We start from the raw sequence: 24805 nt of genomic DNA, 5'->3' as shown, positions 1-24805 counted from the left end.
GTCGGGCGGTTATTCGGGCAAGTCCACCTTGCCAACAAAAGAATAATAAATCTCAATGTCCTGCCTACGGGTCTTGTTCTCGTCATAGCTGCACTCATGCACAACGATTTTCTCTACAAACTCCCGCAACAGAGTAGGGGTAAGTTCTTCAAAGCTGGTATGCCGCCGGACAACATTCATAAACTTTTCTGCGTTCACGGTGGCTTCCTGTGCTTTGGAAAGCTCCGCTTGGATAGCAGCGGCTCTTTCTTTCAGCTCCCGTTGTTCTGCTTCATAGTCTGCCGACAGCTCTGTGAAACGCTCGTCTGATATGCGCCCGGTCACGCTGTCCTCATACAGCCGCTTGAAGATAGCGGATAACTCGGCTATGCGTTTCTCGGCGGCTTCCAGTTCCTTTTTCTTAGCGGCGTTCCTGCGCTTGCCCCCGTCCTCGTTCTGCTCAATCAAGAGCTTCATAAACCGAGCTTCATGCTTTGCCGCATAGCTTGTCACTTTCCGCAGATTGGAGAGTACGCCAGCGGTCAAGAGGTCGGTGCGGATAAAGTGCGCCGTACAGTCATGGGTGCGTTTCTTGTAGTTGCCGCAGATATAACAGTCCTGCTTGCGCTTGTCCGTCTGGTATCGCTGCTGATACATGACACTGCCGCAGTCCGCACAGAACAGTATGCCGGAGAACAAGCCCACTTCATCATAGCGGTTCGGACGCTTGCGCTGTTTGCGTAATTCCTGCACACGCTCCCATGTCTGGGTGTCAATGATAGGCTCATGGTGGTTCTCGAAAATTGCCTGTTTCTCAATGGGATTTTCTACGCTGTGTTTGGTCTTGTAGGACGGTTTCTCCGTCTTGAAGTTCACCAGACAGCCCATGTACTCCCGATTTTCAAGGATATGCACCACAGTATTTGTCGCCCATTTGCATTCATAGCCGGGGTGATAGCGGCGTGTGCTGCCCGTCCTGCGGTATTCCAGCGTCCCCGGCGTGGGGATTTGCTGCTCTGTGAGCATACGGGCTATCTTGGTCGGACCATTCCCGGCAAGGCAGAGGTTGTATATCTGCTTGACTACGGGTGCGGCTTCCTCGTCAATAATGAAATTTTCGTCCTCGTCCATGAGGTAGCCATACACAGGCTTGCTTGTGATGGGCTTGCCACTCATGCCTTTTGAGCGTTTTACTGCTTTGATTTTCTTGCTCGTATCTCTCACCAGCCATTCGTTAAAGATATTCCGCAGCGGGGCAAAGTCATTGTCGCCCTGTGCGCTGTCCACTCCGTCATTGATAGCGATGAAGCGGACACCTTTCTGTGGGAAAATCATTTCCGTGTACATTCCCACTTGCAGGTAGTTTCGCCCTAACCTCGACATATCCTTTACGATAACGGTAGCCACTTTCCCGGCTTCAATGTCCGCAAGCATGGATTGAAAACCCGGTCTTTGGAAGTTCGCACCAGAATAGCCATCGTCCGTGTACCAGCGCAGATTGGAAAAACCGTTCTGCTTTGCGTAGGTTTCAAGAATACGCTTCTGGTTGGAAATGGAATTGCTTTCGCCTTGCAGCTCGTCCTCATGGGATAGTCTTGGATAAAGGGCAGTGATTTTCTGGGTGGTCTGTCTTAACATAAAATCCTCCGTTTCCGACAGCCAGCCCCACTATTCCGTACCTTGATTGTACCACATGGGGCGGCTGTCTGTATAGCGGCAAAAGCGTCAAATCTGCTTCTTTATGGTCGGTCAAATCGCCGTTTTTTGTGTAGCAGCTTCCGCTTCCAGCACTTTCATCATCTTGTCGGCTGCGGTGTCGGTTGCACCCTGCTTGAAGAAGCCGGAAACGGTAAGGACGGAGTTGCCCATGCGGATTTCCGTCACACAGTCCGGGCGGCGGTCTGTTTTGGTGGTGCTTGTCTGTTTGGTTTCTGTCATAGGCTCTCCTTTCGCTGCTTCATCAGTTGCTTTAATCGTTCCAGCTTTTCCTGTGCGGTTTCCTTTCGGAAGTTGCTGCCCGTGAAGCGGACGGGGGCGCACATGGAAGTCAGCCTGTCATAGATACGGGCGTGGGGCGTGTCCTGCGGGTGCTGCAATTCCTCCAGCGTGAGGTTGGTCGTAGCGATCAGCGGCTTGCCGCTTCGGTAACGGCTGTCAATCACGCTGTAAACCTGTTCCAGCCCGTATTCCGTCCCTCGCTCCATACCGAAATCATCAAGTATCAGCAGAGGGTAGCTGCAAAGGCGGGAAATATATTCGTTCCTGCCCTCAAAGCTGGCGGCAAGGTCATTGAGTATGGTTGCAAAGTTTGTCATGCAGACGGCAACCTCTTTTTCCATAAGGGCGTTGGCGATACAGGCGGCAAGGTAGCTTTTTCCTGTCCCCACGCCGCCCCAGAACAGGTAGCCGATATTTTCAGCCTGCATGGTTTCCCAGCTATCCACATAAAAGCGGGCGGTTTCGGTCTGCGGGTTTCTGCCGTTGTCATGCTCAAATGTCCAGTTCCGCATAGCAGGGTCGGTAAAGCCCCGGCGTTTCAAGTCCTCCACTTTTTCAAGGTGCTTCTGTCGGCTTTCGGCGGCTTGCTGCTTTTCACGGGCTGCTCGCTGGCAGTCGCAGTCTGTTGGGTGGCGGTCACGCCCGAAACAGGTCTTTCCCTCTGCAAAGTAGGCTTCTTTGGGCGTATGGCACTTGCCGCAGTATAAAAGCCCGTCCTCGCCTGTGTAGTCCTCCGCTTCGGCGGTAGTGGCTGTAATGTCCGTAATCATAGCTTCCATCTCGTTTTTCATAAGCTCTCGCCCTCCTTGCATGAATAATCGGGTATGCCCTGTTTCGGGGCAGCCTTGCCTTTGGCAGTGTCCTCCTGCGCCCACTTGTAAATGGTGGCTGCATGGCTGTGGTACTGCTTCCCGGTGGAAGCGATATGGCAGGAAAGCCGGTCAATATAATACTCCCACTTGTCGGGCAGCTCTGTTTTCAGCCCGGAAAGCTCTGTATCGGTCAGTATCACATTGTTGTATCTGCCATAAGCGGCGGGGGCGGGGTGTCCCGTTTCTCCCTCTCTCTCTTTTTCTATCTCTATCTCTTTCTCTAACTCTATCTCTTTCTCTGGTGGACGAATGTCGGACAAATGTCCGCCTTTTGTCCGGGGCGGTAAAAGTGCCTTGTTTTCCAGCCTTGCAGCCCGTTTTCGCTCGGCTTCGGTAGAGGACTGTCCTATCATCAGCTCAATGTCGGTCATATAGAAAGCCCCGCTGTCAAGCTGCTCCACAAGCCCCAACTGCCGGAAAATCTCTAAAGCCCTCTCAACTGTCCCTATCTGGTGGCGGGTCAGTGTCGCTATCATCTGCGCTGTGTAGGGGATATGCTCGTCAAGCTGCAACTTCCCGCCGTTTTTCAGCGATTTTAAGTACAGCTTCAAGAGAATATTGGAATATAAAATCCCGTCTTTCATATCTTCCAGCAGTACAATGGAGTCGCTGTCAAAAAAGTTCTCTTTCAGCTTGAGGTAGTAATACTTGCGGTTATCTGCCATTGTCCCTGTCCTCCTTTTTCCGGCGTTTGGAGTAGTAGCGGGGGCAGAGTATGATAACCGCCCGGAAGCTCTGCTTGCAGCTATGGGTACAGCTCCGGCAGAGGTCGTTGTATGTGATACGGTCGCAGGTGGTATTCCCGATTTTTACTTGCCGCAGGAAAAAAGACCATTCCAGCCGCCGTTTCTTGCTCATTCTTGGCATGGGTGCGCTCCTTTCTGCCGTTTCCGCTGGTGTGGCGGTATCGGCGGTAATTCTGTATTATCTCGGTATCATTTTCGGGGTTTTTCTGCCCTGTAAGCCCGTTAAAAAATCCTTTGGTATTGCGGATAGGGTACGGGGCAGCCCCCTTGTTCTGTATGGGTTCGGGTACATTTTGGGGTGGTTTTTATCGCTCCTGTTCCTGCCTTTTCACAGGCTTGCGTTCCCGGCGTAAAATCTGGTCGATATTGCCCTTGACGGTCTGTAAGCGGCGGTATTCCTCCCGTTTTGCCCGGTAATCGTTGTAGCCGCTGTTTTTCTCTTTGATAAGGCTTTCAATCTCTGCTTGCAGGGCTTTATAGCTCGGCAGCTTGGAAATGCCGTTCTCCCTGAAATAACGGGCGGCTGCGTCTGCTATGATAAAGTCGCTTTCGTGCTTCTGACGGTAGGCTGCTTTTGCTTTGGCGTTTTTCTGCTGTTTCAGCCCGTCCCGGACAGGGCGGGTCTTGGAATAGGCAAGCACCTGCCGTTGCAGCTCCTTTTTCCCGTTCAGCGTCTTTTCCACCTGCTTCAGCTCTGTAAGGCTTTCCCGCATGGCGGCATAGGCGGCAGAACAGGCTTCGTCCAGTTCCTCCGGGGAAGAAAAGCCGTACTGCTGGTAGGCGGTAACGGTAGTTGCCATTTGCTTTAGATTGTGCTTTGCCGCCCAGCGGTCATAGCCCACGCCCTTGCCCTCGGCTCGCTTGGCTTCCCGGTCAACCATGCGCTGCAAGGTGTTGTCTGCCGGGGTAGTTTTTGTGGGTTTTTCCCCTTGTGACGGCTTTTTAACTGCGACAAGGTATTCGGGTATGGCTTTGGTCTGCTCGGTGGCTTTGTGGGCGTTCTGCGTGAGCAGGGCAAGGACAGCAGCCTTGTCAAAATTGTCCCCCAGCTTCCGGGCTGTGATAGGCTTTGTCCTGTCCGGCGTGAGGTAGGAAAACCGCCCCCGGCTCTCCTTGACGGTCACGCCCTCCCGCAGCAAAAGGGAAGAAAACTCATCAAAGCTGCCAGCTTGGGAAAGTGCCTGCCGTATCGTCCGGCGCAGCTTCGCCTTGTCCGTTTCAAACTTGGTGGGCTTGGTCGGCTGTCCTGCGGCTTCTCTGACAGCGTTCTCTTTATCAAGGGCAAGCTGCCCTTTCTTTGCCGCCCAGTATTCCCGTTCCGTTATCCGTTCCTTGCTGCCGTTTAGGAGGTCGATTTGGTAAAGCCCTTCCCGGTGGCACATCTCCATGACTTCACTCTTGAAATATTCCATAGCGGCATTGGTACAGCGGTGCTTGCAGCCCTCCCTTGTGTCGGCTGGTCTGTCCATGTAGGGCAGAAGCGGGACTTCGTAAATCCGCAGGGAGTTGATGACGATATGCACATGGATATTCCCGCTGTGGTTATGCCCGTCCGGGTGGGTGCAGATTAGGGCTTGGTGTCCGGGGAAATGTGCCTTGCAGAACTGTTCCCCCAGTTCCTGCGCCCGGTCTGTGGTCAAGCCGTTGTCTGTCCCGTCCCGTGGGTCAAAGCTGATGATATAGTGGTGGCTTTTCACATCTTCCCGTTTTTGGTTTTTCTCATAGCGGAGATTAGCCCGCATACAGGCAACAGCGAAATCCTCGCCCCCGCAGTTAAGGGAAGAAATGCGGTAATCCTCCCTCGGTATCAGCCGCCCGTTTTCATCAAGGGTGGGCTTCATGGTAAACTCGTCATGCTCAAATGTGAGGTAGGCTTCCGCTGCGCCATAGTCCGCATTTTTAGAGCTGATATGTTTGAATGTTGCCAACAGCGTCACCCACTTTCTGCAAGACTTCAAACTTTAGGGCAGCAAGGTCGGAAACCGCCGCCCGTACCTCCCCGGCAAGCTGCGGGTAGGGGCTGTGCCACTCGTTCAGCGTCCGGGCTATCTGGTTTAAGTTGCCGCCGATCCTGCCGTATTCGGCGGTCAGCTTCCCAACAGCGGCAAGCAGCTCATCATTGACGGGAGAAACGGTTATGATGGGGCGTATGGCTGCCCCGGTTATGGCTTGCCGGATAAACTCGGCTTGGCTCATGTTGTAGGCAGAAAGCCTTTCTGCAAACTCGGCGTATTCTTCCTCGGTCATGCGTGTTTTGACTACCCGGCTGCGGTGCGGTGTGTTGTATCGTTTTCGCATGGTAAAACCTCCTTTCGACTGCCGCATGGCTGCGGCGGGATAAGCGGCGTAAGCCGCATGGCAGGGTTTGGGGAAGGCACTCCCCAACAAGATTCCCGCAGGGGCAAAATGAGCGATAAGCGAATTTTGGTACTGCGGTAGAATCTTGCTCTAAAAAACTACCGCTTTCCTCGGCGGCTCTGGCTCTAAAAAACTACCGCTTTCCTCGGCGGCTCTGGTTTGCGGATATACTGGCTTGCTCCACCAATATAGCGATTGCGGCGGCGTGTTCTGCCCGCTGTTCACCACTACAACGGTGAAAAGGGGGCGTTTTGGCAAACGCAGCGGAAATTTTTTGTTTTCCCTGTCTGCTCCCTACAACAATCCGGCGGTGTGGTTTGCCAAAGATTTTTGAAAATGGGCGCAAAAAAAGCAGTAAACCTTTTCAAGATTTACTGCTTATCTGCCGCTGTGATGGGCGGCGGTATTAAATTGTCAGCCGTTTTTCAAATGGAATTTATCTGCAATCGCTTTCTTTCTGCTTTCCAATTCCTTTTCTGTAATCTTCCATAATCCTAACGCAATGATCTGCTATCTTTTGCATTCCGAGTTCTTCAAAAAAGGCAATTTGTATTTTCATCAGTTCTTCACAAACAGTCAACTTCTGCTCATCCATATTGCTAATAGCAAGCCATGGGAACGCTTTATATTTCTTAGTGTCCCCAATGAGAAAATTGTACCCTATCAACTCATTTTCACGGAAAACGAAATAAAATTGTGGGCCTGAACCTGGAACTGACTTTTCCATAATTTGCTGCATTGTTTTCACGCCGCCGTATGCCGGAAAAAAACCTATTCGCTCAAGAGCATTTAATATGTCAATCCTTTTATTTGTGGGTATGTCTCTATAATTGATAATCTGTTCCATTTGCTCTACCCTCATTGAAGTTTAATTTGTCAGGCTCTAATTATACAACTTTTCTGTTTAGCGGTCAAAGCGGAACTTCAACAGGCTTTCTATCAGTTGCCTGACGATATGCTCCTGCATATCCGTGTTAATCTGTCCGTCCATTTTCGCACAAGAGCGGATATATCCCGCATAATGGGATAGGACGGCGGCAACAGCTTCCGGGTCGCCCTCGCTTGCCTTAACGATTGTCTCATAGGGAAGTAGCTGGTTCATAGGACAAGCCCTCCAACTCTGCCCGTAGCCGCCGTAAAATCATCTGAATACGCCGCCCGGTTGTGTTGCCAGCCCGTCCATATCTCCGTCCAATCTCCCTATGCGTCAATCGTTGGAAGTAGTACAGGAAAATGATTTCCTGTTCCATCTGTGATAGTGCGGACAGCGCTGCGGCAAGCTCTGGACTTTCCAAAAGCACCATCTGACCACAGACGAAAAGCGGATAGCTGGTCATGCCGGATTGCTCCGCAAAGTATTTATCTGTGGTACTGAATGGATAGTGTTTTTCTTCTATCAGATATTCAAGCGAGATTTCCCGCTTGCGGCGGCTGCGTATGCTCCGGGCTGCGTCTATGGCAGCGTGGCGAATAACGGTCTTGCAAAAGGCATCGTGTGTATGCCGGATATGTTCTTGATACTTTTCGTGTTCGGTCATGGAAAATCCCCCCTTTCTGAATAATGGCAGAGGGCGGCAGCATTTTATGCTGTCGCCCTCTTGATTACCGAACAGCAAAGACGGGCGGGGCTGTCAACGGCGGCGCATTTGCGCCGTTCATCTTGACCGTTGACAGGCTCGGCTGGGTTTGCTATCTGCTCACGGCAATTCACTCTCATTGATAGGAATTGCTTCAAGTTCCGTATTCAAATTGTTCCAATAAGAGCCAATATCCGCACTTGTAAAATACTTAAAACCGCCTGCTTCTGACTTTAATTCGCCGTTTTTAACTCCATAGCAGGCGTAAATCAAATCGTAGCTTGTTCCATCTGAGAGGTTAAATCTAAAACTGGTCACATCTGCTCCGGCAGTTTCCTCAGTCGTTTTGTCTTTTAGGGATAAGCCCTTGAACTTATCATACAGGGTCTTTATATCATTTTCAGCAACAACTACTTTCTTTTCTGCTGATGCAGGCACTCCGTCATAGTGGTACATTTCAACGTTTTCGACATCTTCAACCTCAAATGGGAAGTCGATTTTGACAGGCTCATAAGCAATGTTTATAGGTAACAGAAAGAGAGCTGTAAAAATTGCAATGATACAAAGAGCGATGGAAACGAGAACAGCAATCGTTATCTTTTTTCTGCCTCTCTGCTTTTCTTTTGCCTCATGGCGCATAATAACGCTTTCGCTTTCTTCGTGAAGAACATCTTCGCTCGTGTGAGAAAGCAATTTCTGATAAATTGCGTTACAGTCAGCACAGGCGTTCAAATGCTCTTTTACCATCTCTGCGCTTGCTTCGCTGCAAGCACCGTCAACATACAGCGGAAGAATATCTCGAACAATATCGCATTGTTTACTCATGCTTTTCATCCATCCTTTCTTGAATTTTTAGCTTTGCACGATGATAAGTAACTCTCGCCCATGATTCTGTTTTTCCAAAAATTGCAGCGATTTGTGAAAAAGATAGTTCCCCGAATACGCGAAGTTGAAAGACTTCTTTGTATGGTTCTTCCAAACGGTGAAGAACGAGGTGTATGCGGAACGCCATGTCAGAATCTGCAACTGAGTTCTCAACATTTTCATTTGATGGCAAGTCATTGATTTCACTCACATTAGCTACTCGCTGACGGCTTCGCATTTCATCATGGTAAAGGTTTTTTGCTATGGAGCAGAGCCATGTCAATTCATCTGACTTACCTTTGAATTGTGATGTTGTAGAAACAGCCTTATAGAATGTGTTCTGCGTGATTTCCTCTGCTATCTCACGATTTTTGGCAAGAGAAATAGTATACGAGTATACCTGTAAATAGTAGGCTTTATAGAGCTTTTCATAGTCCATACTTGTCATCACCTCCTTCAGCTTCATAGGTTAGACGGAGAAATCGGAATTTCGTTACAAAGAAGTTTGAAATTTTTATACCTTTACGCTACTCTTGCTTTGTGCGGACTATTGGTAGACGCGCATTAACGGCAAGTAAAGAGATTGCTGTGTCAGCTTGATATGTTCAAATGCTAATTAAGTATAGCATACAGCTATAAATTTTTCTATTGCGTTCCCCTGACTTCGGAATAGTGGCAGGGCTGGCTATCCTTGTTTTGCTTTGTGCTTCTCTACCGTACATGAGCATTGGAGGCAGGGTTGTCCTGGCCGTAACCTTCCAGAAGGTTGATGCCGCCCCACACGCACAGACCGCCGCCCAGGGCGATGACCAGAGTCTGCAAAACGTCGATAGCGTTAGTAAAAAAGCTCATATTCACATTTCCTTTCGTTCAGTTGAATTGTTGGGTTGAAGGTCGGTCGCTTTCAATTCGTACAGATCGAAAGGCTCGTCCGGCTTCACGATGGCCGGTCTGCGTTTCATGTACCGTTCAATGTCAAAGGTGTTTTTCTTGTCGGCGTCGGCAAGGTACTTGTAGCGGGGATGCTTCGTTATATCAAACTTGTCGCTGAAAAATGGCCGCACCCCTCGAAGCTGCAAGATGCACTTGCCTCCGTCCATCACCGCAATTTCGTCCTGAGTCATCAGCTCCTTTCCTAATTTCTGATAATTGAGGCCGTGGGAAACCTGGCTGCCCCGGTTCTCGGATTGATTGAAGCTGTCGATGGTCTCCTTGCCCAGCAGCTCCGAGATTTCTTTCAGGGTGGATTTCTCCTTGCCTCCCAAAAACAAGGTGGTGTCGCAGTTGCCCACAATGGTATCTGCGGCGTCCTTGTAGATGGTCTTTAACTGGCTTTGGGACTGCAAAATAATAGAAGCCGAGATTTCCCGGCTCCGGATGGTGGCGATCAGTTTGTCGAAGTTGGGTATCTGCCCGATGTTGGCAAACTCGTCCAGGAGGCACCGCACATGGACGGGCAGCCTGCCGCCGTACACATCGTCCGCCTTGTCGCAAAGGAGATTGAATAGCTGGCTTTGCAGCATGGCGATGACGAAGTTGAAGGTGGTATCCGTGTCGCTCATAATGAGGAACAGCGCCGTTTTCCGGTCGCCCAGGGTATCCAGCTCCAGTTCGTCGTCGGACATGATCTCCCGCAGCTCCGCAATATCGAAGGGAGCAAGGCGGGCGCCGCAGCTAATGAGGATGGATTTCAGGGTCTTGCCAGAGACGAAAAGTCAAGGACTTTTTCATCAAATTCAAAAAGAAGTCACATTTTGCGGACTTCTTCACGGAGCATACGCTTGATTTTGTCCTCCATCGTCTCCTTGGCGGTCTCGCTGAAATGGACACGGACGATATAGGTGGTCTTGCCAATCTGCTTTCTGACAGTCGGGCAAGTGGCGGTGTTGGTTGCAGTATTGTTCATTCAAAATCCTCCTGTAAATGAAAAAGTGCCCGGTAACTGTTCATCATCGGGCGGTGTCAGTATGAGGGAACAAGGCAAGGCGGCAACATTAAGGTATCTATAAAACCCTTGCCGTCTTTGCCACGCTTGCCGTGTTCCTGTTGTCAGTCTCGGAGATAGCAGACCCATGCTGTGCCGTCTTTCTCGGTCACAAGTCTGTCCCCGATACGGCTCTTTGCCGTTCTCATGGTGCGTGAGGAAATCCCACGCTCATTGACTGCCTTTTCCAGCTCTGCGCTCGGCATACGCTTTCCGTCCGCAAGCAGTTCCAGAATGAGCATTTGCGCTTGTGCGGTCTTGCTCTCGGTCTTGGTGTTGTCTGCCCCGGCAAGAAGCTCGTCAGCGGTAATGTCATAAGCTCCTATCCATTCAAAGCCTTTCTCGTCTCCCAGAGAAAAGGCAAGGGACTGTCCGGGCGGCGCAAGGGAGCTTTTCTCATGGATAAGCACCCTCGTTGTGGGGCTGTCCTTCAGCTTGCCGATAAAGAGCAGACTGCGGACTGCCGCCGTAATGTCGATAGACCCTAAGCCCCTGTAAGTGCTTTGTGTTCCTGCGGCTTTGTTCAGGTGTCCTATCAGCACGATAGCGCACCCAGTAGCCTGTGCAATATCTCCCAGACTGCGGAAAATGGGACGGACTTCATTTGCCCGGTTCATGTCCACATCTGCGCCCAGAAACGCCTGCACCGGGTCAATGATAACCAGCCTTGCGTTGTTTTCCCGGATTGCCCTTGCTATGCGCTCATCGGCAAGGGTCAGCGGTGTGTCCCTATCGTCAATGACAAGCACTCTTTCAAGGTCTGCTTCCGCTTCCATCAGTCGGGGCTTGACGGTATCGCCCAGACCGTCCTCTGCGGTCTGGTAGATGATGTTGAAAGGCTCAAGGGTCTCCATACCGGGTAAAGGCTTTCGGTTGGTACAAGCCGCCGCAAGACGCATGGCAAAGTAGGTCTTGCCCTCGCCGGGGTTGCCCTGTATAATCGTCAGCTTTCCAAAGGGGATATAGGGAAACCATAGCCAATCCACGCTCGTCAGCTCCACATCTGCCATGCGGAGCATGGGAACAGGCTGGGCGGTGGGCAGCTCTCGCAGCGTGATTGTCTCGGCTATGAATTTGCGGCTGGGAATGTCCCCTTGCTGACGGAGAACATCGTTCCAGTCTTTCCTTGCCGGGACAAGGCGAATGACGGCGATCTCGCCGGGAATGGACTGTGCCAGCCGGGTGCAGGCTTCACTTCCTGCGGTGTCGCTGTCAAGGCAGAGGAACACTTTTCGGGTGTCCTTGCGTTCAGAAAGAAAACGGTCAAGGGCTTTGCCTGAAACGCCGCCCAGGGCAAGGTAGCTCCTTGTCTGCCAGTCCTGCGGATAAAGGCAGATGAATGATAACAGGTCAATCGGTGCTTCAAAGACAAAGAGCTGATTGCCGTTTCCCTCATAGCGGAACGGATAGGACTTGTCAGCCCCGGCAATGTCCTGTCTGAATGGGTCTGCCGTTCCTCGCACATGGGCGTATCTCGGCGTACCACTTCGGTCTCTGCCGACAAACACAACATTGTGCCGCTTTGCGTCCTCGTAAATATCCCCGGAAAGAAGAAAAGTCTCAACAAGCGTTTTGTTGAGACCTCGGCTTTCGCAAAGATATTGAATTGCTCTGTCGGCTGTTCTGTTGTGCAAGGGCAAGTGGAACGCTGTGGGCGGTGCTGTGGTGGCTTCGGTCTGTCCCTCGCCGTTTTCGCCTGTCAACATCTGGACAGCTTCGGGAAAGGACTTGCCGTAAAACTCCATGACGAAATCAATGGGATAGCCGCCCTTGCTCTGGCTGTGGCGAAACCACTTGTTTCCCCGGACGGTCAGGCTGTCATGTTCTTTCCAGCGGTATTCTCGTCCGCTTTTGATAAGTGTCTCTCCCTGTGTGCGGAGAAAATCTTCCAGACTGACGGCGTTCGCCCGGTCAATCTGTGCTTGGGTGTAATTCATCGGGATATATCCTCCTTTTTGTGTCGTGTTTGGGGTCGATTTTGGTGCATTTGTTCCTCTGTACGCTCGTTAAATCGGGCGGCAGTATCTACACATGACTTGACCTTCCAAAGACGGTGTAAATCGTCTCTGACGGTCTTAAACTCGCCATAGGTGGTGTTGTGCGCCTGTTCCAGCTCGTCATACTCTTCGGTCAGCTTTTTCATATCCACCTTGCCGTCCGGGAACTCTCCGGTCAGCTTGCGTCTGGCGGCGTAGAACTGTTTCAGTTCCGCTTCATGCTCTGCCTTGTACTTGGCTCTGGGCTTCTCAAACTTGATTTTCTGCAAGCCGTCATAGACAGGCTTCAAGCTCTGGAAAGCAGCGGAGCTGTCATAGAGCTGCTTAATTGCTTTCATTCGGGCGGTCTGTTCGTCCAGCGTTTTCTTCAAGCTCTCTGTGGCAGCACTGTGTTCGCTGACACGGCTTTCCAAATCTTCAAGGGAGTAAATGCCGTTTGCCCGGAGATAATTGAAAGTCTCGTTCATCTCCTTTAGATTGCTGACCTTGCCTTTCTGCGAATATGCCCCGGCTCTGCGCTGGGTGTAATAGGCGCTCAGCAGCGAAACAAGGTCGGGTGCCTGCGGCTTGGCAAGCTCCGCTTTTGCTTCGGCAATCCAATCGAACAGGAGAGCGATTTTCTTCTTGATGTCACGGATAACGGCATTGGTGGCTTTGATCCAGCGGTTGAACTCGCCTTTCTCGGTGCGTATGCCTTTCTTCTCCATTGCCCGGACGGTTGCGCCCTCGTGGACGGTGGGAAGAAGCTCCACGCCCTGACGCTCATAGCTCCGGTGGTCGATACGAACATCAATACCTTTTTCCGCAAACTTGGCATTGCATAGCTCCGCCCATGTCTGCCGCCAGTATTCCAGCGTTTCGGGACTGCCCCAGTCGGTAGTGGGAACGGCGTTGAACACAAACTTTCCGTCTGCGTCTCGGATACGGTTGCCGTCCTCGTCCAGCTCATACACCCGGCGTTGCTTTAGTCCCCATTTGCCGTTCTGCTCGATGGGGCGGATAGGGCAAAGCACATGAAAATGTGGGTTTGGTATGCCGCCGTCCTCCCGGTCTGGCTGGTGTACGGCGAAGTCAACCACCATGCCACGGCTCACAAAGTTCTCCAATAAAAATTGCCTTGCAAGAGCGATGTTTTCCTCAAGGGAAAATTCATTCTGCAAGGCAATGTCAAAGCTGTATGCAAGCTGGGCGTTCTTACCACGCTCGGCTTTTTCCACGGCGTTCCACAAGGTCTGACGGTCTGCAAATTCCGGGGGAGCATGGGACGGCAAGAGAATGTCAGAGCAGATCACGCCGCCCTTGCGGGTGTAGTCGCTGTATTCGCCGTAATACTCGCTATACAATCGCTCCCCGGCTCGGTAGGCAGCAGAAGCGATAGCGGACTGTCCTGCGCTTCGCTTAGTCTGCGTGACACTCAGATGAAATAGTGCCATCGGCTTTCAACTCCTTTCCTCCGTTCGCTTTGTTGATGTGGGTAATCGCCATGTGACGGACGGCTCGCTGGACTTCGGACAGAGAAAAGATGTGTTCCATCAGCTCTGTCATTTCGGTGCGTGTCAAGTCCTTAACCTCCGGGGCAACGCTTTCCACCATGCCGCCCAGATTGCAAAGGCGGTGGGTGCGTTTCTTGCGTTCGCCTTTCTCATAGTGTTTCTTCCTCTGTTCCAGCCTTTGGAGCTTGTGCTGTTCCTGAAGAAGCTGAGCTTCAGCTTGTTCTTTTTCGGCTCTAAGCTGGTCGAGGGTTTTCGTTTTTGCCATGTTTCATGACCTCCTTTTTTGAAAATGGGTATAAAAAAAGACCGCTGATTTTTTCACACGGTCATGTGTATCAACGGTCTGTTTTTTAGTATTCAGTTGCAATGATTATCTCACTTTAGTTTACGATACCAGCTATATAATCATAATCAATTTTTTCTGAAACCACCTTGTAAAAGAAAGGGTCTTTCCGAATAGTATCATCGGAATTGATGATAAAGTTATTCCAATCATCGGCTTCATTACCATCGGATAAATAAATGGTCATCTTAAAGCTATATCCAGAATAACCAACAGACGGCTTCGACCTTTTTAACTTGATTTCATTTAGATTTTCAATAATATGTTCGATTTGTGTCTCATCTGTGATGTGAGTTGCATTTCCAGTATTTCCATTGAATACGACAATTTCTATAACTTCATCATGTTCCAAATCCATCAAGTTAATAGGAACATTGTACCAGATACCAATCCCTACTGCGAGAACCGCTACAATAGTTAGTAACATTACCAATTTCCGTTTCATAATTATGCTTCTCCTTTTAGTTGGATTTTCAAAATCAAACTTGCTGGCGGCGAACAGCATTTCATGCTGTTTGCGGACGGCAAGTCCACAGGGGATAGCCGCATAAGCGGCGCAAGGGGGTGTAGCCACCTTGTCGAAACGAAGTGACGGAAACATTCGAGGTCAGGCAGTTTTCTTCTGCTGACAGAGAATGAAGCTCCGCAGGACGCACTACTCTCGACAGAGAGTATAGAAGTGCGCCCTATCCGAGTTCTGGGATAGGGCGCATTATCCCAGATATTCAATTATCCGAGGTAAACTTCAAATGTCGTTTGGTATTCTGGGTTTTGAACAGAAAATCTCGGATAACGTTTTTCATGTATGGTACAGTTAAAGCCACTAAAATAACGAGGAGGTTTTAACCATGTGTCAACAGACAAACGAAAACGACATTGCATCATGCAGGTATCAGGAACTGAATCCCGAGATGGATGCTTTTTTGTCGGAATATCTTGAAGACGGACGACGTAAGGGGCTACAGGAAAGTACAATTCATCTTCATGATAAGATTGGACATTACTTTTTATCCGCCCTAACCAGAATCGGTTGTGTGAAACCGCAGGAAATGAATCCCCAAAATATAGGAACCGTATGCTTATCAGTCAGCAGCAAGTGGTATCTTTCCCACATCCGGACATTTCTCCGGTATGCTTATCAGTCCGGTCATACCGACAGGGATTACAGTGGTATTGTCCCTCTTTTTAAAAGACCGCAGCCATACCCTTCTGTATACACAACAGATGAAATTCTAAAAATCGAAAGCAGCATAGACCAGACTTCCCCACACGGAAAGCGTGATTATGCAGCCCTGCTCCTTGCGACGCGGCTCGGAATCAGAAGCGGGGACATTTCATCCATGACATTCAAAGAGCTGGATTTTGACAGGGACCTGATCCTGCTTACCCAGCATAAAACCAGTGTCACTATTGAACTTCCCATGGTTCCCGATGTAAAAACTGCTTTGGAGAGATATTTACAGGAAGAGCGTGCCGACAATGAAAGTCCATATGTGTTTCTCCGAATTATTCCGCCTTACAGCCATATCTCAGTACAGGCAATCACTAAGATTGTAAGGACTGCCATTGAAACAGCAGGAATCGATCCAGGTAAACGCAAGCAGGGAGCACATGCCTTCCGGGCATCCCTTGCAAGTTCCATGGTCAATGACAACATCCCTTATGAAGTCGTAAGAAAAACTCTTGGACATACAGACCAAAATGCCATCCGTTCTTATGCCAGTCTGGACATTGAGCAGCTTCGGGGCTACGCACTCCCTGTACCGGAAGCAGCAGGTACATTTGCCGGTTTTCTGGAAGGAAGGTGGTCTTTGTCATGAATGAATTTAAAAGCATTTTCAAAAACGAGCTGGCGGAATACCTTGCAATCAGCCAGGGCACAATCAGTGACGGTACTTTACAGAATACACGCAGAATCCTGCTTTCGTTCGACTCACTGCTGGCAGAAGAAAATACCGGCGAAATCTCAGAAAGGACAGTGAATCGTTGGATTGGCAGACTTCTCCAGACTAACGCACCTAAAACAGTCAGCGACAAGGTGAGCTATCTCCGGAAATTTTTAAGGTATCTCCAGTATGAAGGCTACAGTGTTTTTATGCCTGACTGCCCTAAAACATCAGACAGCTATGTCCCATATATTTTTTCGGATGAGGAAATACAAATGCTTCTGGCCAGTGCCGATAGCTGGGGCAGTAGGCACACAGACCCGCAAACGCGACAGATGGACATGGAGTTCTGTATGTTACTGCGGATGCTTTTGGGCTGCGGATTCCGGTTGGGGGAACCACTTGCTGCCAGGGTGAAGGATATAAACTTTTCCCGCGGAACTATCCTGATCCGCCATGCCAAGAATAACAAGCAGCGTGTCGTTCCGATGGATGTAACATTAACCAGAATGCTGGAAAAGTACTGCATTGCGATGGCAATCAAAACAGAGCCGGAAAGCCACCTGTTTCCATCGGTCAGGAAAAAAGGGGCAGCTGTTACAAAAGGAACTTTCGGATTACGGTTCAGGAAGCTGTTACAGCAAACCAACCTGTGTGTACCTGGAAAGGCTCATTCCAGAGGTCAATGTCTTCATTGTTTCCGTCATTACTTTGCCATCCATTCTTTTGTACAGGCAGAGAAAAAAGGACGTCCGGTAAATGATTCTGTACCGTTCCTGTCCGTTTATCTTGGACACCATGACATGAACGAGACTGAGAAGTACCTGAAATTCAGCAGCGACATGTTCCCCGAATACACGGAATTGTTTGAAGACTATGCTGTCAGCGTATTCATGGAGGTGGGCGATGAGGAAAAATAAACTTCCCGACTTCATGCTTCTGCTGGAACAGTTTTTTACGGAATATATGCCGCTCTCATCAGGTCTTTCTCCTAACACCGTCCGATCGTATAAGCATTCTTTTCGGCTTCTGTTCCAGTATGTTTATCAAGTGAAAAAGAAAGATGCCGGAGAAATCGTGTTTCAGGATCTCGATTTTGAAACAATCGACAGTTTCCTGAAATGGATCGAAACAGAACGGGGCTGCTCGGTATCCACAAGGAACCTCCGGCTTTCGGCACTCACATCCTTTGCCGCTTACGCACAGAACAGAAATTTTGAAGCGGCGACTGTGTTTGCGAATGCTGTAAGGAGGATTCCTGTAAAAAAGGCATCCAGCCAGCCAAGGATTATTTTTTCGCTTGATGAAGTGTCAGCCCTGCTCCGGCTTCCTGACACTGAAAAACGCTTGGGCTTCCGTGACCAGGTTCTTTTAAACCTGATGTATGCAAGCGGAGCCAGGGCACAGGAAATCTGTGATCTTAAAGTCAGAGATTTCCTTGTTGAAAAAAATCTGTACAAGCTGACAATCACAGGAAAAGGGAATAAGACCCGCAGGATTGTAATCGCTAAACCTAGCGGAATCCTCCTGAAACGGTATCTGGAAGAAACAGGCAGAACTGGACGGTTAGATGCCTATATCTTTTCCAGCCAGACACATCCGCAGATGACTATCTCCTGCATTGAGGAAATTTATAAAAAATATGTTGCCCTTGCCAAGGCGGAGTATCCGAAGATGTTTCTTGAAAAGTGTTATACCCCGCATACCATGAGACATACAACCGCCACACATATGTTAGAAGCCGGAGTCCCGATCATAGCAATCAAAAACTTTCTCGGACATTCCTCGATTTCTACGACTGAACGGTACGCAGAGCTTTCCCAGAGTACCGTGAACAGGTATATCCGAGATTGGAACGAGAAATGGTTTTCACATCAAAAGGAAACCCCTGCTAATCAGAAGGAAAATCAGTTGCCTGATTTTCTGAAATAGCCATTACATTATCCGAGGATATTTCTTTGAAAGCCTTTAATATCAGCAATATTTAAGAATTTCCTCGGATAATTGAATATCTGGGATAATGCGCCCTTTAGTTCCTAAAGGGATTTTCTTCTGACCCAAATTACATAAAATGTAGATCAAGACATTTCTAAGAGGTACTCTCAGATTTTCACAACATAAGGTTCATCTTCAATAATACCCTGATCGTGGGTAACAATGATAACCGTTTTACCTTCTTCATTGAGTTCGTGCAATAACCTCATAACAATATCTCTATTTTTCTTGTCAAGTGAGCCAGTAGGTTCATCTGCCAAAACAACAGAACATTTTTTCATCATAAGACGAGCTAAAGCAACTCTCTGTTGTTCACCACCGGAAAGCTGATAAACTTTTTTGTTAACTTCCTTTGATAACCCCACACGATTAAGAGCTTCTTTAAGTGATACTTTAGTTCGGCTTGATTTTTTAATCAAACTTAAATTTTCTTTAACTGTCTTATTTTCAAGCAGTGCAAAATTCTGAAAAAGAAACCCCACTGTATCCGCAAAAAAACTGTTTTTATTTTTAAGCCGGGTAATATTCAGCCCTTCGATTATGATACTGCCGCTATCCGGCTTTTCGATACCACCAATCATATTGAGCAAAGTGCTTTTTCCACTGCCGCTATCCCCGCTGATTACTACAAAACTTCCATCCGGAATTTCCAAATTAAAGTTGGAGAAAATTATTTTCTCTCCAAATGCTTTATTTAAGCCACGAATTATAATCATAAACATCCACCTTTCAAGGACTTTGAGATATTTGTTTTTTCAACCCACATAACATTTGTGAAAATGATTGCCATTTCAATAATGGTGAGCAATGCTCCAACCAGTAAAGCAATCCCGACACTTGCGTTAGATATAAAAAGCGAAACAATGCAAATCAATATCACAACGGCTATATTTTCTAAGAGATTAACGGAAATAAATCTTTTGTGCCTTTCATAAAAGCGATAGCCCAAAACCTTTTTGAGGGAGATTTCCATCGCATTAAGTCTAAATTCCATTTTCACTTCAGATATGATGATAGCGATATCTAACAGCAATACTAATACGCAAAGAGAGCTTATAAAGCCAATCAGTTTCACGAGGAAACTATGACTATAAGTATAATCCTCCCCGACATTCGTCAGCATAAAATAGTGTGGACCAAGCTGTTCTGCATATTTTTTCGCAGCATTACGAATTGTGCTTTCATCGCATCCGTAGATCACCTCACCATTATATGTTCCTGTTTCGATATAACTTCCATTCAAAGCAACAGCCTCATTTGCCTGATAAATAACAATCGGATTTGTTGCTCTTGACAATCCGTCAATAGCCTCTTCTCTGTTCGAATTGAGATAATAAAATTGCTCTCTGCCAGAATATTCTTTATAAACAACACGCAGTTCTTCTGCATTTTGGGTAAGAGAGTCAATTTCCTCTTTTGCGATATCTTTGTATGATTCCGCATTTTTTCCCTTTGGCACGAAGACCACGATATCCTCTTTTTCATCATCTTCAGTAAGCATATCAGAAAACCCTTGCAGCATATCTCTGGCATTATGATTTACAAAAATATAATTATCCGTATCGCTTATCCGGCTGCCTATGCAGACCACCGGATTTATAGTGTTGTATTCATTTTCGTAAAGGTCATTCCAAAATTCGCTCTCTTTGGATTCCTCCTCATTTTCTTCAAAAGGAGGTTCAATCTGCATAACTCCAAAATAGTAATCATTATAATGATTTTCTAAAAGAGTAGTGTTTGTAAGTAAATTACCTTGAATGCTACTGAGATTTGTAGTTATTGTAAAAATCGTCATAGCAGTAGCAAATACTTTAAGACCGTTCAGAAGATAAAACATACCTTTTTTATCTGAAGCATTGGCAAAGGCTTTTTTTACATCAAAGCGGACAAAAGCAGCATAAGGAATTACGGAAAGAACTGCTCCGGCACAATACACTGCCAAAATGAGATGATCTTCATACGCTCCCGATATAAATTGAGAAACAAGCAACTTTGCTAAGACGAATAATGCAGCATATGAAATCATATCAGCCACTACAGCTTTTAGAGCAATCACAGCAGCATTTTCGCCCAGAGAAGCTCGTACAACTACTTCCTTTTGTCTGCGTATCACCTCAATCATATTAAGTACAATCATCAATATGGCAACCAGGCCCCAAACAATGAACATCATATCAGTTTCGGTTGATTGCCAAAACTCTGGCTGCGATATAGAATATTCTTTTGCCAAATCTTGATATGTGGCAATAATGTCATCATCGTCACCGATATAGCTGACCATTATTTCCTGTCCATTGCCTGTGTTTTTTGCTTCTCTAAAATCTTCAAATTCTATTACGGTGATTCCGCCTATCAAAGCCGTATATGTTTTTTCCTCAATATCCATTGTGCTTTTAAGACTATCCCGAACAACGGTATCATCACCATAAATATAAAGTCTTGTCTGATAATTAGAAACTCTCTGATTAAAAGTCGAAAAAATATGAACACCATGCTTCTCAGCTGTATCTTCTGCATTGGCTAAAAATGAATCCATATCGTCATTAGTAGTTGTGTATCTGGACGATAAATAATAAGCACCATTAAAGTTCCAGAGCATATTTTGATATACTTCAGCTTGCATAACAAAAGCAAAAATAATCGTAATCAACAGCAATATATTTCTTATATGTTTCATTTAAAATTCTTAAACCTCCTTTGAATAGGTAACAGACACACGATTGCCCAAAATACTAATATGGATTTTTTCATACAACCACATTCTCTTGTTAGATTCTAATTTTCCGTTTTCTTTATTCGCATAAATTGTACCATAAAACTCGTGAACAATTCTACCGCAACTTTGGACTACATGAGAAAAGTCCGAACAGTTTTCTGCCCGGACTTCCTCGCTCAATCATAAATCAATTCCACTTTCACAATCTCCTCTGCCTGTGCCTTGCAAGCGTTCATCTGCCGCACCCATTCCATTTGGTTTTCGGCTTTCAGTTGCTCGGTCACGCCGTTTTGCTCTGCCAGTGACCGCACGATCAGCTCCATGCGGTTTCGTGCTGTTTCGTCAATCTCGGCGCAATGCTCAAAGAGCTTGTCGGATAGCACCAGCTCATTGAACAGTATCGGATGGTGCATTTCCAGATACGCCTTGCGAAGTCTGCCGTAGTGTCCGAGGGGCTTGGTCTTGCGGATAATGATGTTTGGGATAAGATAATCGCCGTTCTGTGTGTAAGTGATATTCATGCTGTTTGTACTCCTTTCATCGGCTCTCTCTGCGGTAAACTGCTGACAGGGACGAACACGCCCTTTGCAATGTCCTCCGCACGAATGGCGGCTTTCTTGGCTTCGATTTCTGCCTTTTTCCGCTTTTTGATTTTGTCCTCGTATCGCTTCTGTGCTCCGCTGGCTTTCCGCTTCAAGTAGTTCTGGTGGAGCCTGTCCTTGCGTTCCTCACGCTTGCGGATTTCCTCTAATTCCTCCGGGGTAAGCTCCACTTCGCCAAACGCAGGGGGAACGAAACGACCCACGAAATTGAAGTAAATCTCGACCTCCTGTGTGGTCTGAATACTGCCCTTGCGGTCACGCTCATGCACAAGGATTTTCTCAATAAACTCATTGAGCATGGCAATCGTCAGCTTGTCGAAGTTCTCATACTTGTCAATCAGAGCGATAAAACGGTCAGCGTCCTTTTCGTGCTTCTCGTAGCTCTTGATAGCCTTTTCCAGAACAGAGATTTCAGCGGTAAGCTCGGTCTGCTCCTTTTCATATTGAGCGTCCAGAGTGGCATATCTGCTGTCAGACAGCTTTCCTAAAATGTTGTCCTCATAGATTTTGCAGAGCAGGACTTCCAGCTCGGAAACTCTCTGCTTTGCGGTGGCAAGGCGTATCCGCTGTTTCTTGACCTCTGCCGTCTGCTGGCTGGACTGCGCTTCCTGCACCACTCGGACAAACTCGGCTCTGTCATGCTTCGCATACTCGGCAATAGCTTTGAGCATTTCGGAAACAAGGGACAGTACCACATCTTCATTGATACGGTGCTGTGTCGTGCAGAGCTTTCCAACTGGGACTTTGCTGTATTGGGAACAGGTATATTGAGAAATACGCTTGCCGTTGTTGGTACGGTGGACATACATCTTGCCGCCGCAATCGGCACAATAAAGCAAGCCTGTGAGGGGAGCTGCTTCGCCCCAGCCGTCCGGGTAGCGTCTGACATTCCCACGGATTTTCTGCACAAGGTCAAAGGTCTGCTGGTCAATGATAGCTTCATGGGTATTCTCGAAAATTGTCCATTCGTCCTCCGGGACATAATGGCTTTTCTTGTCCTTGAAGTGCTTTCGGGTCTTGAAGTTGATGGTGTGTCCCAGATATTCACGCTTTTCAAGAATGTTGCAGATGGTGGAAGAACCCCAGCCGTACACATCTTTGAAGGTCTTATTTTTGTTCACGCCCTCGCCGTGCCGGGCAAGGTAAGCGGACGGAATGAGGACTTTTTCTTCTTTCAGCTTGCTGGCGATCTGATACGGACCGTAGCCGTCAATCGTCATGGCAAAGATGCGCTTGACCACCTCGGCGGCTTCGGGGTCAACCAACCATTGGTCTCTGGCTTCGTTCCAAAGATAGCCGTAAATGACCGTGCCTGTGAGGTGCTTGCCGGACTTGCCTTTGGACTGGAAAGTGGAACGGATTTTACGGCTGGTGTCTCTGGCGTAGTATTCGTTCATAATGTTGCGGAAAGGGGTAAAATCATCGTCCCCTCTGGCACTGTCCACGCCGTCATTGATGGCGATAAGGCGAACGCCACGCTGACGCAGGATTTCCATAATCTGACCGACTTTCAGATAGTCACGACCCATGCGGCTCATGTCCTTGATACACAGGTACTCCACATTCCCGGCTTCCACTTCTTTCATCATTGCTAAAAATCCGGGACGGTCAAAGCAAGTACCACTAATACCATCGTCCGTGAAATGGACAATGTTTGTAAAGCCCTGCCGTGCGGCGAACTCCTCCAACATAGCCTTTTGATTGGAAATGGAATTGCTCTCACGCTGTTGGTCATCATCTTTGCCAAAGTCATCACGGCTCAGTCGTTCGTACAGAGCTGTGATTTTCTCATTTTTTCTCATAACTTGCGCTCCTTTCTTCGATTTTGGGTTGTGTGTTCTAAGAGACTTCCCAACTGCTTGATTAAGAAGTCTTTTAGAGCATACAACACCGGCGGCCAATTTGAATTTGCGGTACTGCTTCACGGCGAAGTGGTCCGGGTGCTCTTTCTCCAACTTGGCAAAGAGCAGGTCAACCGGGCTCTGAAATTCCTCGTCATCCTCTCTGGCCTCGGATGCGTTGATGAGCTCCAGCAGCGTGAGGAAGTTCTTTTCCTCCGGCTCCGCCTCGTACCAGATGTACCCAATCAGGGCACAGTACAAAAGGCGCTCGGCCTTCACCCAAAAATCTTCGGAGGATTTTTCCCCGTCGCCTTTGGTGTTGGCGATGATGACATTGACCAATTTGAGGACGTCTTTCTCTGACCGAATGTAGGCGAAGGGGTTGTATTTCATGCTCTTTTTGAAGTTGATGGTGTTGAGGACCTTGATGTGGTACGGCTCATAGATGACCTTCCCGCGGGCGTCCCGCATGGGCTTTCCGTTCTCGTCCAGCTTGGGGGCGCCCCGGCGCAGCATGGTTCCCACCTCGGACAAAAGCTGTCCTTTGGGATCGGTGACCACATAGCTGCTGTGCATCTGCATCAGGGAGGGCTTGACGAAGAAACGGGTCTTACCGCTGCCGCTGCCTCCGATGACCAGGATGTTTTTGTTCCGGGCGTACTTGGGATTTTTCGGGCGGCTGGACATGGTGAGCTTTTCCGTCTGGGTCAGAGGGATGTTCCAGTCGGGGACCGGATCGACATAGGGGGCAATATCCGCCGCCGTGCCCCATCGGGCGCTGCCGTACTCAATGCCCTTGCGGTATTTGCGGACGTTTTTCCCTTTGGCGTATACCGCCAGCCGAACGATGACCGCCCCGACGATACCCGCCAGCAGGTCCAGCGGATGCAGGCTGGGCAGCCCAGAAGAAAACGCCTCCGTAAAGCTCTGGCTCAAATGCAGGAACTTTTCAGAGGCGTCAAGGCCGGGTGCAAAGCGCACCGCCTGGCAGAGCTTATCAAAGAGATAGACAAACAGCAGATACGGGAGATTGAGGAAGAGAGCCTTTTTCCAGGTGTCGGTCATAATTCCACACCCCGGTCTTTGGTTTTGACTTTCTCCCGCTGGCGGTGTTGGGCTTTGGCCTGTTGCTTTGCCTGGTCCAGCTCCTTGCGGATGGAGGGCTTTTTCTCTTTCTCCAGGTTCTTTGCAGAAAACTCCCGAAAAGCCGCCGTGATAACGTCGGCATCCCGGCCCTTGAAGAACACTAGGTAGCGGGGTATCTCGCCGCTGGTGTCCTTTTTCAGCGCGAAGTCAATGCCGTACTTCTTGGCGGTGGCGGAAAAGGCCCGGATGTTCTGGTCAGTGATCTCGATGTTTGAAACGCCGGTATTGTGCTTCATCAACTGCCGGAGGGTCTGCTTGCCGTGGTGCAGCTTGGTCTTGTGGCCGGTCACTCCTTTCTGCATCTCGTCCAGCACTTTTTTCATGGCCTGTTGCAGCATCCCGGCGGAGAGCTTTGTAGCCTCCACACAGAGGGCAACGGTGCGCTGGGTGACTTCTTCCTGCATGACC

24 protein-coding genes and 3 pseudogenes are annotated in these 24805 nt (G+C 48.5%); 3 read left to right on the top strand and 24 right to left on the bottom strand.

What is annotated here, in order from left to right; all coding sequences use genetic code 11:
• Positions 1-9: 9 nt before the first annotated feature.
• From EIO64_RS12085 to EIO64_RS11995, 19 genes and pseudogenes are all read right to left on the bottom strand, one after another.
• Positions 10-1617, bottom strand: coding sequence for a recombinase family protein (locus EIO64_RS12085; protein ID WP_078784320.1), 1608 nt, complete (start codon positions 1615-1617; stop codon positions 10-12).
• 111 nt (positions 1618-1728) lie between these two features.
• Complete coding sequence (locus EIO64_RS12080; protein WP_002569233.1) at positions 1729-1917, bottom strand: transposon-encoded TnpW family protein; 189 nt, start codon at positions 1915-1917, stop codon at positions 1729-1731.
• Positions 1914-2768, bottom strand: coding sequence for an ATP-binding protein (locus EIO64_RS12075; protein WP_136891405.1), 855 nt, complete (start codon positions 2766-2768; stop codon positions 1914-1916). The genes EIO64_RS12080 and EIO64_RS12075 overlap by 4 nt, the downstream gene beginning before the upstream one ends.
• The gene (locus EIO64_RS12070; protein ID WP_117888470.1) at positions 2765-3514 is read right to left on the bottom strand and encodes a phage replisome organizer N-terminal domain-containing protein; all 750 of its coding nucleotides are present in this window, start codon (positions 3512-3514) and stop codon (positions 2765-2767) included. The genes EIO64_RS12075 and EIO64_RS12070 overlap by 4 nt, the downstream gene beginning before the upstream one ends.
• Positions 3504-3716, bottom strand: coding sequence for a hypothetical protein (locus EIO64_RS12065; protein ID WP_117536991.1), 213 nt, complete (start codon positions 3714-3716; stop codon positions 3504-3506). The genes EIO64_RS12070 and EIO64_RS12065 overlap by 11 nt, the downstream gene beginning before the upstream one ends.
• A gap of 184 nt (positions 3717-3900) precedes the next feature.
• Complete coding sequence (locus EIO64_RS12060; RefSeq protein ID WP_136891404.1) at positions 3901-5523, bottom strand: relaxase/mobilization nuclease domain-containing protein; 1623 nt, start codon at positions 5521-5523, stop codon at positions 3901-3903.
• Positions 5495-5893, bottom strand: coding sequence for a plasmid mobilization protein (locus tag EIO64_RS12055; protein ID WP_002569238.1), 399 nt, complete (start codon positions 5891-5893; stop codon positions 5495-5497). Before EIO64_RS12055 ends, EIO64_RS12060 begins: the two co-directional genes overlap by 29 nt.
• Positions 5894-6389: 496 nt before the next feature.
• Positions 6390-6815, bottom strand: a complete 426-nt coding sequence (locus tag EIO64_RS12050) for a hypothetical protein (protein ID WP_136891403.1) — start codon at positions 6813-6815, stop codon at positions 6390-6392.
• Between the two features lie 42 nt (positions 6816-6857).
• Positions 6858-7055: a helix-turn-helix domain-containing protein gene (locus EIO64_RS12045; protein ID WP_008818017.1), complete on the bottom strand. Its 198-nt coding sequence runs from the start codon at positions 7053-7055 to the stop codon at positions 6858-6860.
• A pseudogene (locus EIO64_RS12040) lies at positions 7033-7534 on the bottom strand (RNA polymerase sigma factor). Before EIO64_RS12040 ends, EIO64_RS12045 begins: the two are co-directional and overlap by 23 nt.
• Positions 7535-7650: 116 nt before the next feature.
• Positions 7651-8355 (bottom strand): zf-HC2 domain-containing protein, encoded by a 705-nt coding sequence (locus EIO64_RS12035; protein ID WP_136891402.1) that lies wholly within the window; start codon positions 8353-8355, stop codon positions 7651-7653.
• Complete coding sequence (locus EIO64_RS12030) at positions 8348-8860, bottom strand: RNA polymerase sigma factor (RefSeq protein ID WP_136891401.1); 513 nt, start codon at positions 8858-8860, stop codon at positions 8348-8350. Before EIO64_RS12030 ends, EIO64_RS12035 begins: the two co-directional genes overlap by 8 nt.
• 257 nt (positions 8861-9117) lie before the next feature.
• Positions 9118-9246, bottom strand: a pseudogene (locus tag EIO64_RS12025) (Maff2 family mobile element protein); the annotation flags it as partial.
• A gap of 2 nt (positions 9247-9248) precedes the next feature.
• Positions 9249-10100, bottom strand: a pseudogene (locus tag EIO64_RS12020) (VirD4-like conjugal transfer protein, CD1115 family); the annotation flags it as partial.
• 41 nt (positions 10101-10141) lie between these two features.
• On the bottom strand, positions 10142-10300 hold the full coding sequence (locus EIO64_RS12015; protein WP_002596227.1) for a transposon-encoded TnpW family protein: 159 nt from the start codon (positions 10298-10300) through the stop codon (positions 10142-10144).
• A gap of 143 nt (positions 10301-10443) precedes the next feature.
• On the bottom strand, positions 10444-12315 hold the full coding sequence (locus EIO64_RS12010) for an AAA family ATPase (protein WP_136891400.1): 1872 nt from the start codon (positions 12313-12315) through the stop codon (positions 10444-10446).
• Positions 12312-13808, bottom strand: a complete 1497-nt coding sequence (mobQ, locus tag EIO64_RS12005) for a MobQ family relaxase (RefSeq protein ID WP_136891399.1) — start codon at positions 13806-13808, stop codon at positions 12312-12314. The genes EIO64_RS12010 and mobQ overlap by 4 nt, the downstream gene beginning before the upstream one ends.
• Positions 13774-14133, bottom strand: coding sequence for a DUF3847 domain-containing protein (locus tag EIO64_RS12000; protein WP_120120820.1), 360 nt, complete (start codon positions 14131-14133; stop codon positions 13774-13776). The genes mobQ and EIO64_RS12000 overlap by 35 nt, the downstream gene beginning before the upstream one ends.
• Positions 14134-14248: 115 nt before the next feature.
• Entirely contained in the window at positions 14249-14812 is a 564-nt protein-coding gene (locus EIO64_RS11995) for a hypothetical protein (RefSeq protein ID WP_227156861.1), read from the bottom strand.
• 247 nt (positions 14813-15059) lie between these two features.
• Here EIO64_RS11995 and EIO64_RS11990 point away from each other — a divergent pair, with 247 nt between their 5' ends.
• From EIO64_RS11990 to EIO64_RS11980, 3 genes are read left to right on the top strand one after another with little or no spacing between them, the layout of a single operon-like run.
• The gene (locus tag EIO64_RS11990) at positions 15060-16031 is read left to right on the top strand and encodes a tyrosine-type recombinase/integrase (RefSeq protein ID WP_136890970.1); all 972 of its coding nucleotides are present in this window, start codon (positions 15060-15062) and stop codon (positions 16029-16031) included.
• Entirely contained in the window at positions 16028-17017 is a 990-nt protein-coding gene (locus EIO64_RS11985; RefSeq protein WP_136890969.1) for a tyrosine-type recombinase/integrase, read from the top strand. The genes EIO64_RS11990 and EIO64_RS11985 overlap by 4 nt, the downstream gene beginning before the upstream one ends.
• Complete coding sequence (locus tag EIO64_RS11980) at positions 17004-18029, top strand: tyrosine-type recombinase/integrase (RefSeq protein WP_136890968.1); 1026 nt, start codon at positions 17004-17006, stop codon at positions 18027-18029. The genes EIO64_RS11985 and EIO64_RS11980 overlap by 14 nt, the downstream gene beginning before the upstream one ends.
• 170 nt (positions 18030-18199) lie before the next feature.
• On the opposite strand, the gene EIO64_RS11975 is transcribed toward EIO64_RS11980, so the two are convergent.
• The 5 genes from EIO64_RS11975 to EIO64_RS11955 all read right to left on the bottom strand — a co-directional run bounded on the left by EIO64_RS11975 (position 18200) and on the right by EIO64_RS11955 (position 24801).
• Positions 18200-18808 (bottom strand): ATP-binding cassette domain-containing protein, encoded by a 609-nt coding sequence (locus EIO64_RS11975; protein WP_002593328.1) that lies wholly within the window; start codon positions 18806-18808, stop codon positions 18200-18202.
• On the bottom strand, positions 18805-20769 hold the full coding sequence (locus tag EIO64_RS11970; protein WP_002593327.1) for a DUF1430 domain-containing protein: 1965 nt from the start codon (positions 20767-20769) through the stop codon (positions 18805-18807). Before EIO64_RS11970 ends, EIO64_RS11975 begins: the two co-directional genes overlap by 4 nt.
• Before the next feature lie 215 nt (positions 20770-20984).
• Positions 20985-21329 carry a TnpV protein gene (locus EIO64_RS11965; protein ID WP_136891398.1) on the bottom strand — a complete coding sequence of 115 codons (345 nt, stop codon included), beginning with the start codon at positions 21327-21329 and terminating at the stop codon, positions 20985-20987.
• Positions 21326-24316, bottom strand: a complete 2991-nt coding sequence (locus EIO64_RS11960; protein WP_136891397.1) for a DUF4368 domain-containing protein — start codon at positions 24314-24316, stop codon at positions 21326-21328. The genes EIO64_RS11965 and EIO64_RS11960 overlap by 4 nt, the downstream gene beginning before the upstream one ends.
• Positions 24313-24801, bottom strand: coding sequence for a PcfB family protein (locus EIO64_RS11955; protein WP_080906131.1), 489 nt, complete (start codon positions 24799-24801; stop codon positions 24313-24315). Before EIO64_RS11955 ends, EIO64_RS11960 begins: the two co-directional genes overlap by 4 nt.
• Positions 24802-24805 lie beyond the last annotated feature (4 nt).

This window comes from Dysosmobacter welbionis (assembly GCF_005121165.3).
Lineage (GTDB): Bacteria > Bacillota > Clostridia > Oscillospirales > Oscillospiraceae > Oscillibacter > Oscillibacter welbionis.
The sequence above is the reverse complement of the archived record's forward strand: the minus strand, read 5'-3'. Positions and strand labels throughout refer to the sequence as shown.

Bases quoted from the DNA above. Each gene is read 5' to 3' on its own strand.
- EIO64_RS12075 (WP_136891405.1), bottom strand. From the start codon at position 2,768: ATGAAAAACGAGATGGAAGCTATGATTACGGACATTACAGCCACTACC.
- EIO64_RS12030 (WP_136891401.1), bottom strand. From the start codon at position 8,860: ATGAAGCTGAAGGAGGTGATGACAAGTATGGACTATGAAAAGCTCTAT.
- EIO64_RS11960 (WP_136891397.1), bottom strand. From the start codon at position 24,316: ATGACCGACACCTGGAAAAAGGCTCTCTTCCTCAATCTCCCGTATCTG.
- EIO64_RS12045 (WP_008818017.1), bottom strand. From the start codon at position 7,055: ATGAACCAGCTACTTCCCTATGAGACAATCGTTAAGGCAAGCGAGGGC.
- EIO64_RS12080 (WP_002569233.1), bottom strand. From the start codon at position 1,917: ATGACAGAAACCAAACAGACAAGCACCACCAAAACAGACCGCCGCCCG.
- EIO64_RS11955 (WP_080906131.1), bottom strand. From the start codon at position 24,801: ATGCAGGAAGAAGTCACCCAGCGCACCGTTGCCCTCTGTGTGGAGGCT.
- EIO64_RS12035 (WP_136891402.1), bottom strand. From the start codon at position 8,355: ATGAGTAAACAATGCGATATTGTTCGAGATATTCTTCCGCTGTATGTT.
- EIO64_RS12010 (WP_136891400.1), bottom strand. From the start codon at position 12,315: ATGAATTACACCCAAGCACAGATTGACCGGGCGAACGCCGTCAGTCTG.
- EIO64_RS12050 (WP_136891403.1), bottom strand. From the start codon at position 6,815: ATGAGGGTAGAGCAAATGGAACAGATTATCAATTATAGAGACATACCC.
- EIO64_RS11985 (WP_136890969.1), top strand. From the start codon at position 16,028: ATGAATGAATTTAAAAGCATTTTCAAAAACGAGCTGGCGGAATACCTT.
- EIO64_RS12000 (WP_120120820.1), bottom strand. From the start codon at position 14,133: ATGGCAAAAACGAAAACCCTCGACCAGCTTAGAGCCGAAAAAGAACAA.
- EIO64_RS11970 (WP_002593327.1), bottom strand. From the start codon at position 20,769: ATGAAACATATAAGAAATATATTGCTGTTGATTACGATTATTTTTGCT.
- EIO64_RS11975 (WP_002593328.1), bottom strand. From the start codon at position 18,808: ATGATTATAATTCGTGGCTTAAATAAAGCATTTGGAGAGAAAATAATT.
- EIO64_RS11990 (WP_136890970.1), top strand. From the start codon at position 15,060: ATGTGTCAACAGACAAACGAAAACGACATTGCATCATGCAGGTATCAG.
- EIO64_RS11995 (WP_227156861.1), bottom strand. From the start codon at position 14,812: ATGTTTCCGTCACTTCGTTTCGACAAGGTGGCTACACCCCCTTGCGCC.
- EIO64_RS12055 (WP_002569238.1), bottom strand. From the start codon at position 5,893: ATGCGAAAACGATACAACACACCGCACCGCAGCCGGGTAGTCAAAACA.
- EIO64_RS11965 (WP_136891398.1), bottom strand. From the start codon at position 21,329: ATGAATATCACTTACACACAGAACGGCGATTATCTTATCCCAAACATC.
- EIO64_RS11980 (WP_136890968.1), top strand. From the start codon at position 17,004: ATGAGGAAAAATAAACTTCCCGACTTCATGCTTCTGCTGGAACAGTTT.
- EIO64_RS12065 (WP_117536991.1), bottom strand. From the start codon at position 3,716: ATGCCAAGAATGAGCAAGAAACGGCGGCTGGAATGGTCTTTTTTCCTG.
- EIO64_RS12070 (WP_117888470.1), bottom strand. From the start codon at position 3,514: ATGGCAGATAACCGCAAGTATTACTACCTCAAGCTGAAAGAGAACTTT.
- EIO64_RS12015 (WP_002596227.1), bottom strand. From the start codon at position 10,300: ATGAACAATACTGCAACCAACACCGCCACTTGCCCGACTGTCAGAAAG.
- EIO64_RS12085 (WP_078784320.1), bottom strand. From the start codon at position 1,617: ATGTTAAGACAGACCACCCAGAAAATCACTGCCCTTTATCCAAGACTA.
- mobQ (WP_136891399.1), bottom strand. From the start codon at position 13,808: ATGGCACTATTTCATCTGAGTGTCACGCAGACTAAGCGAAGCGCAGGA.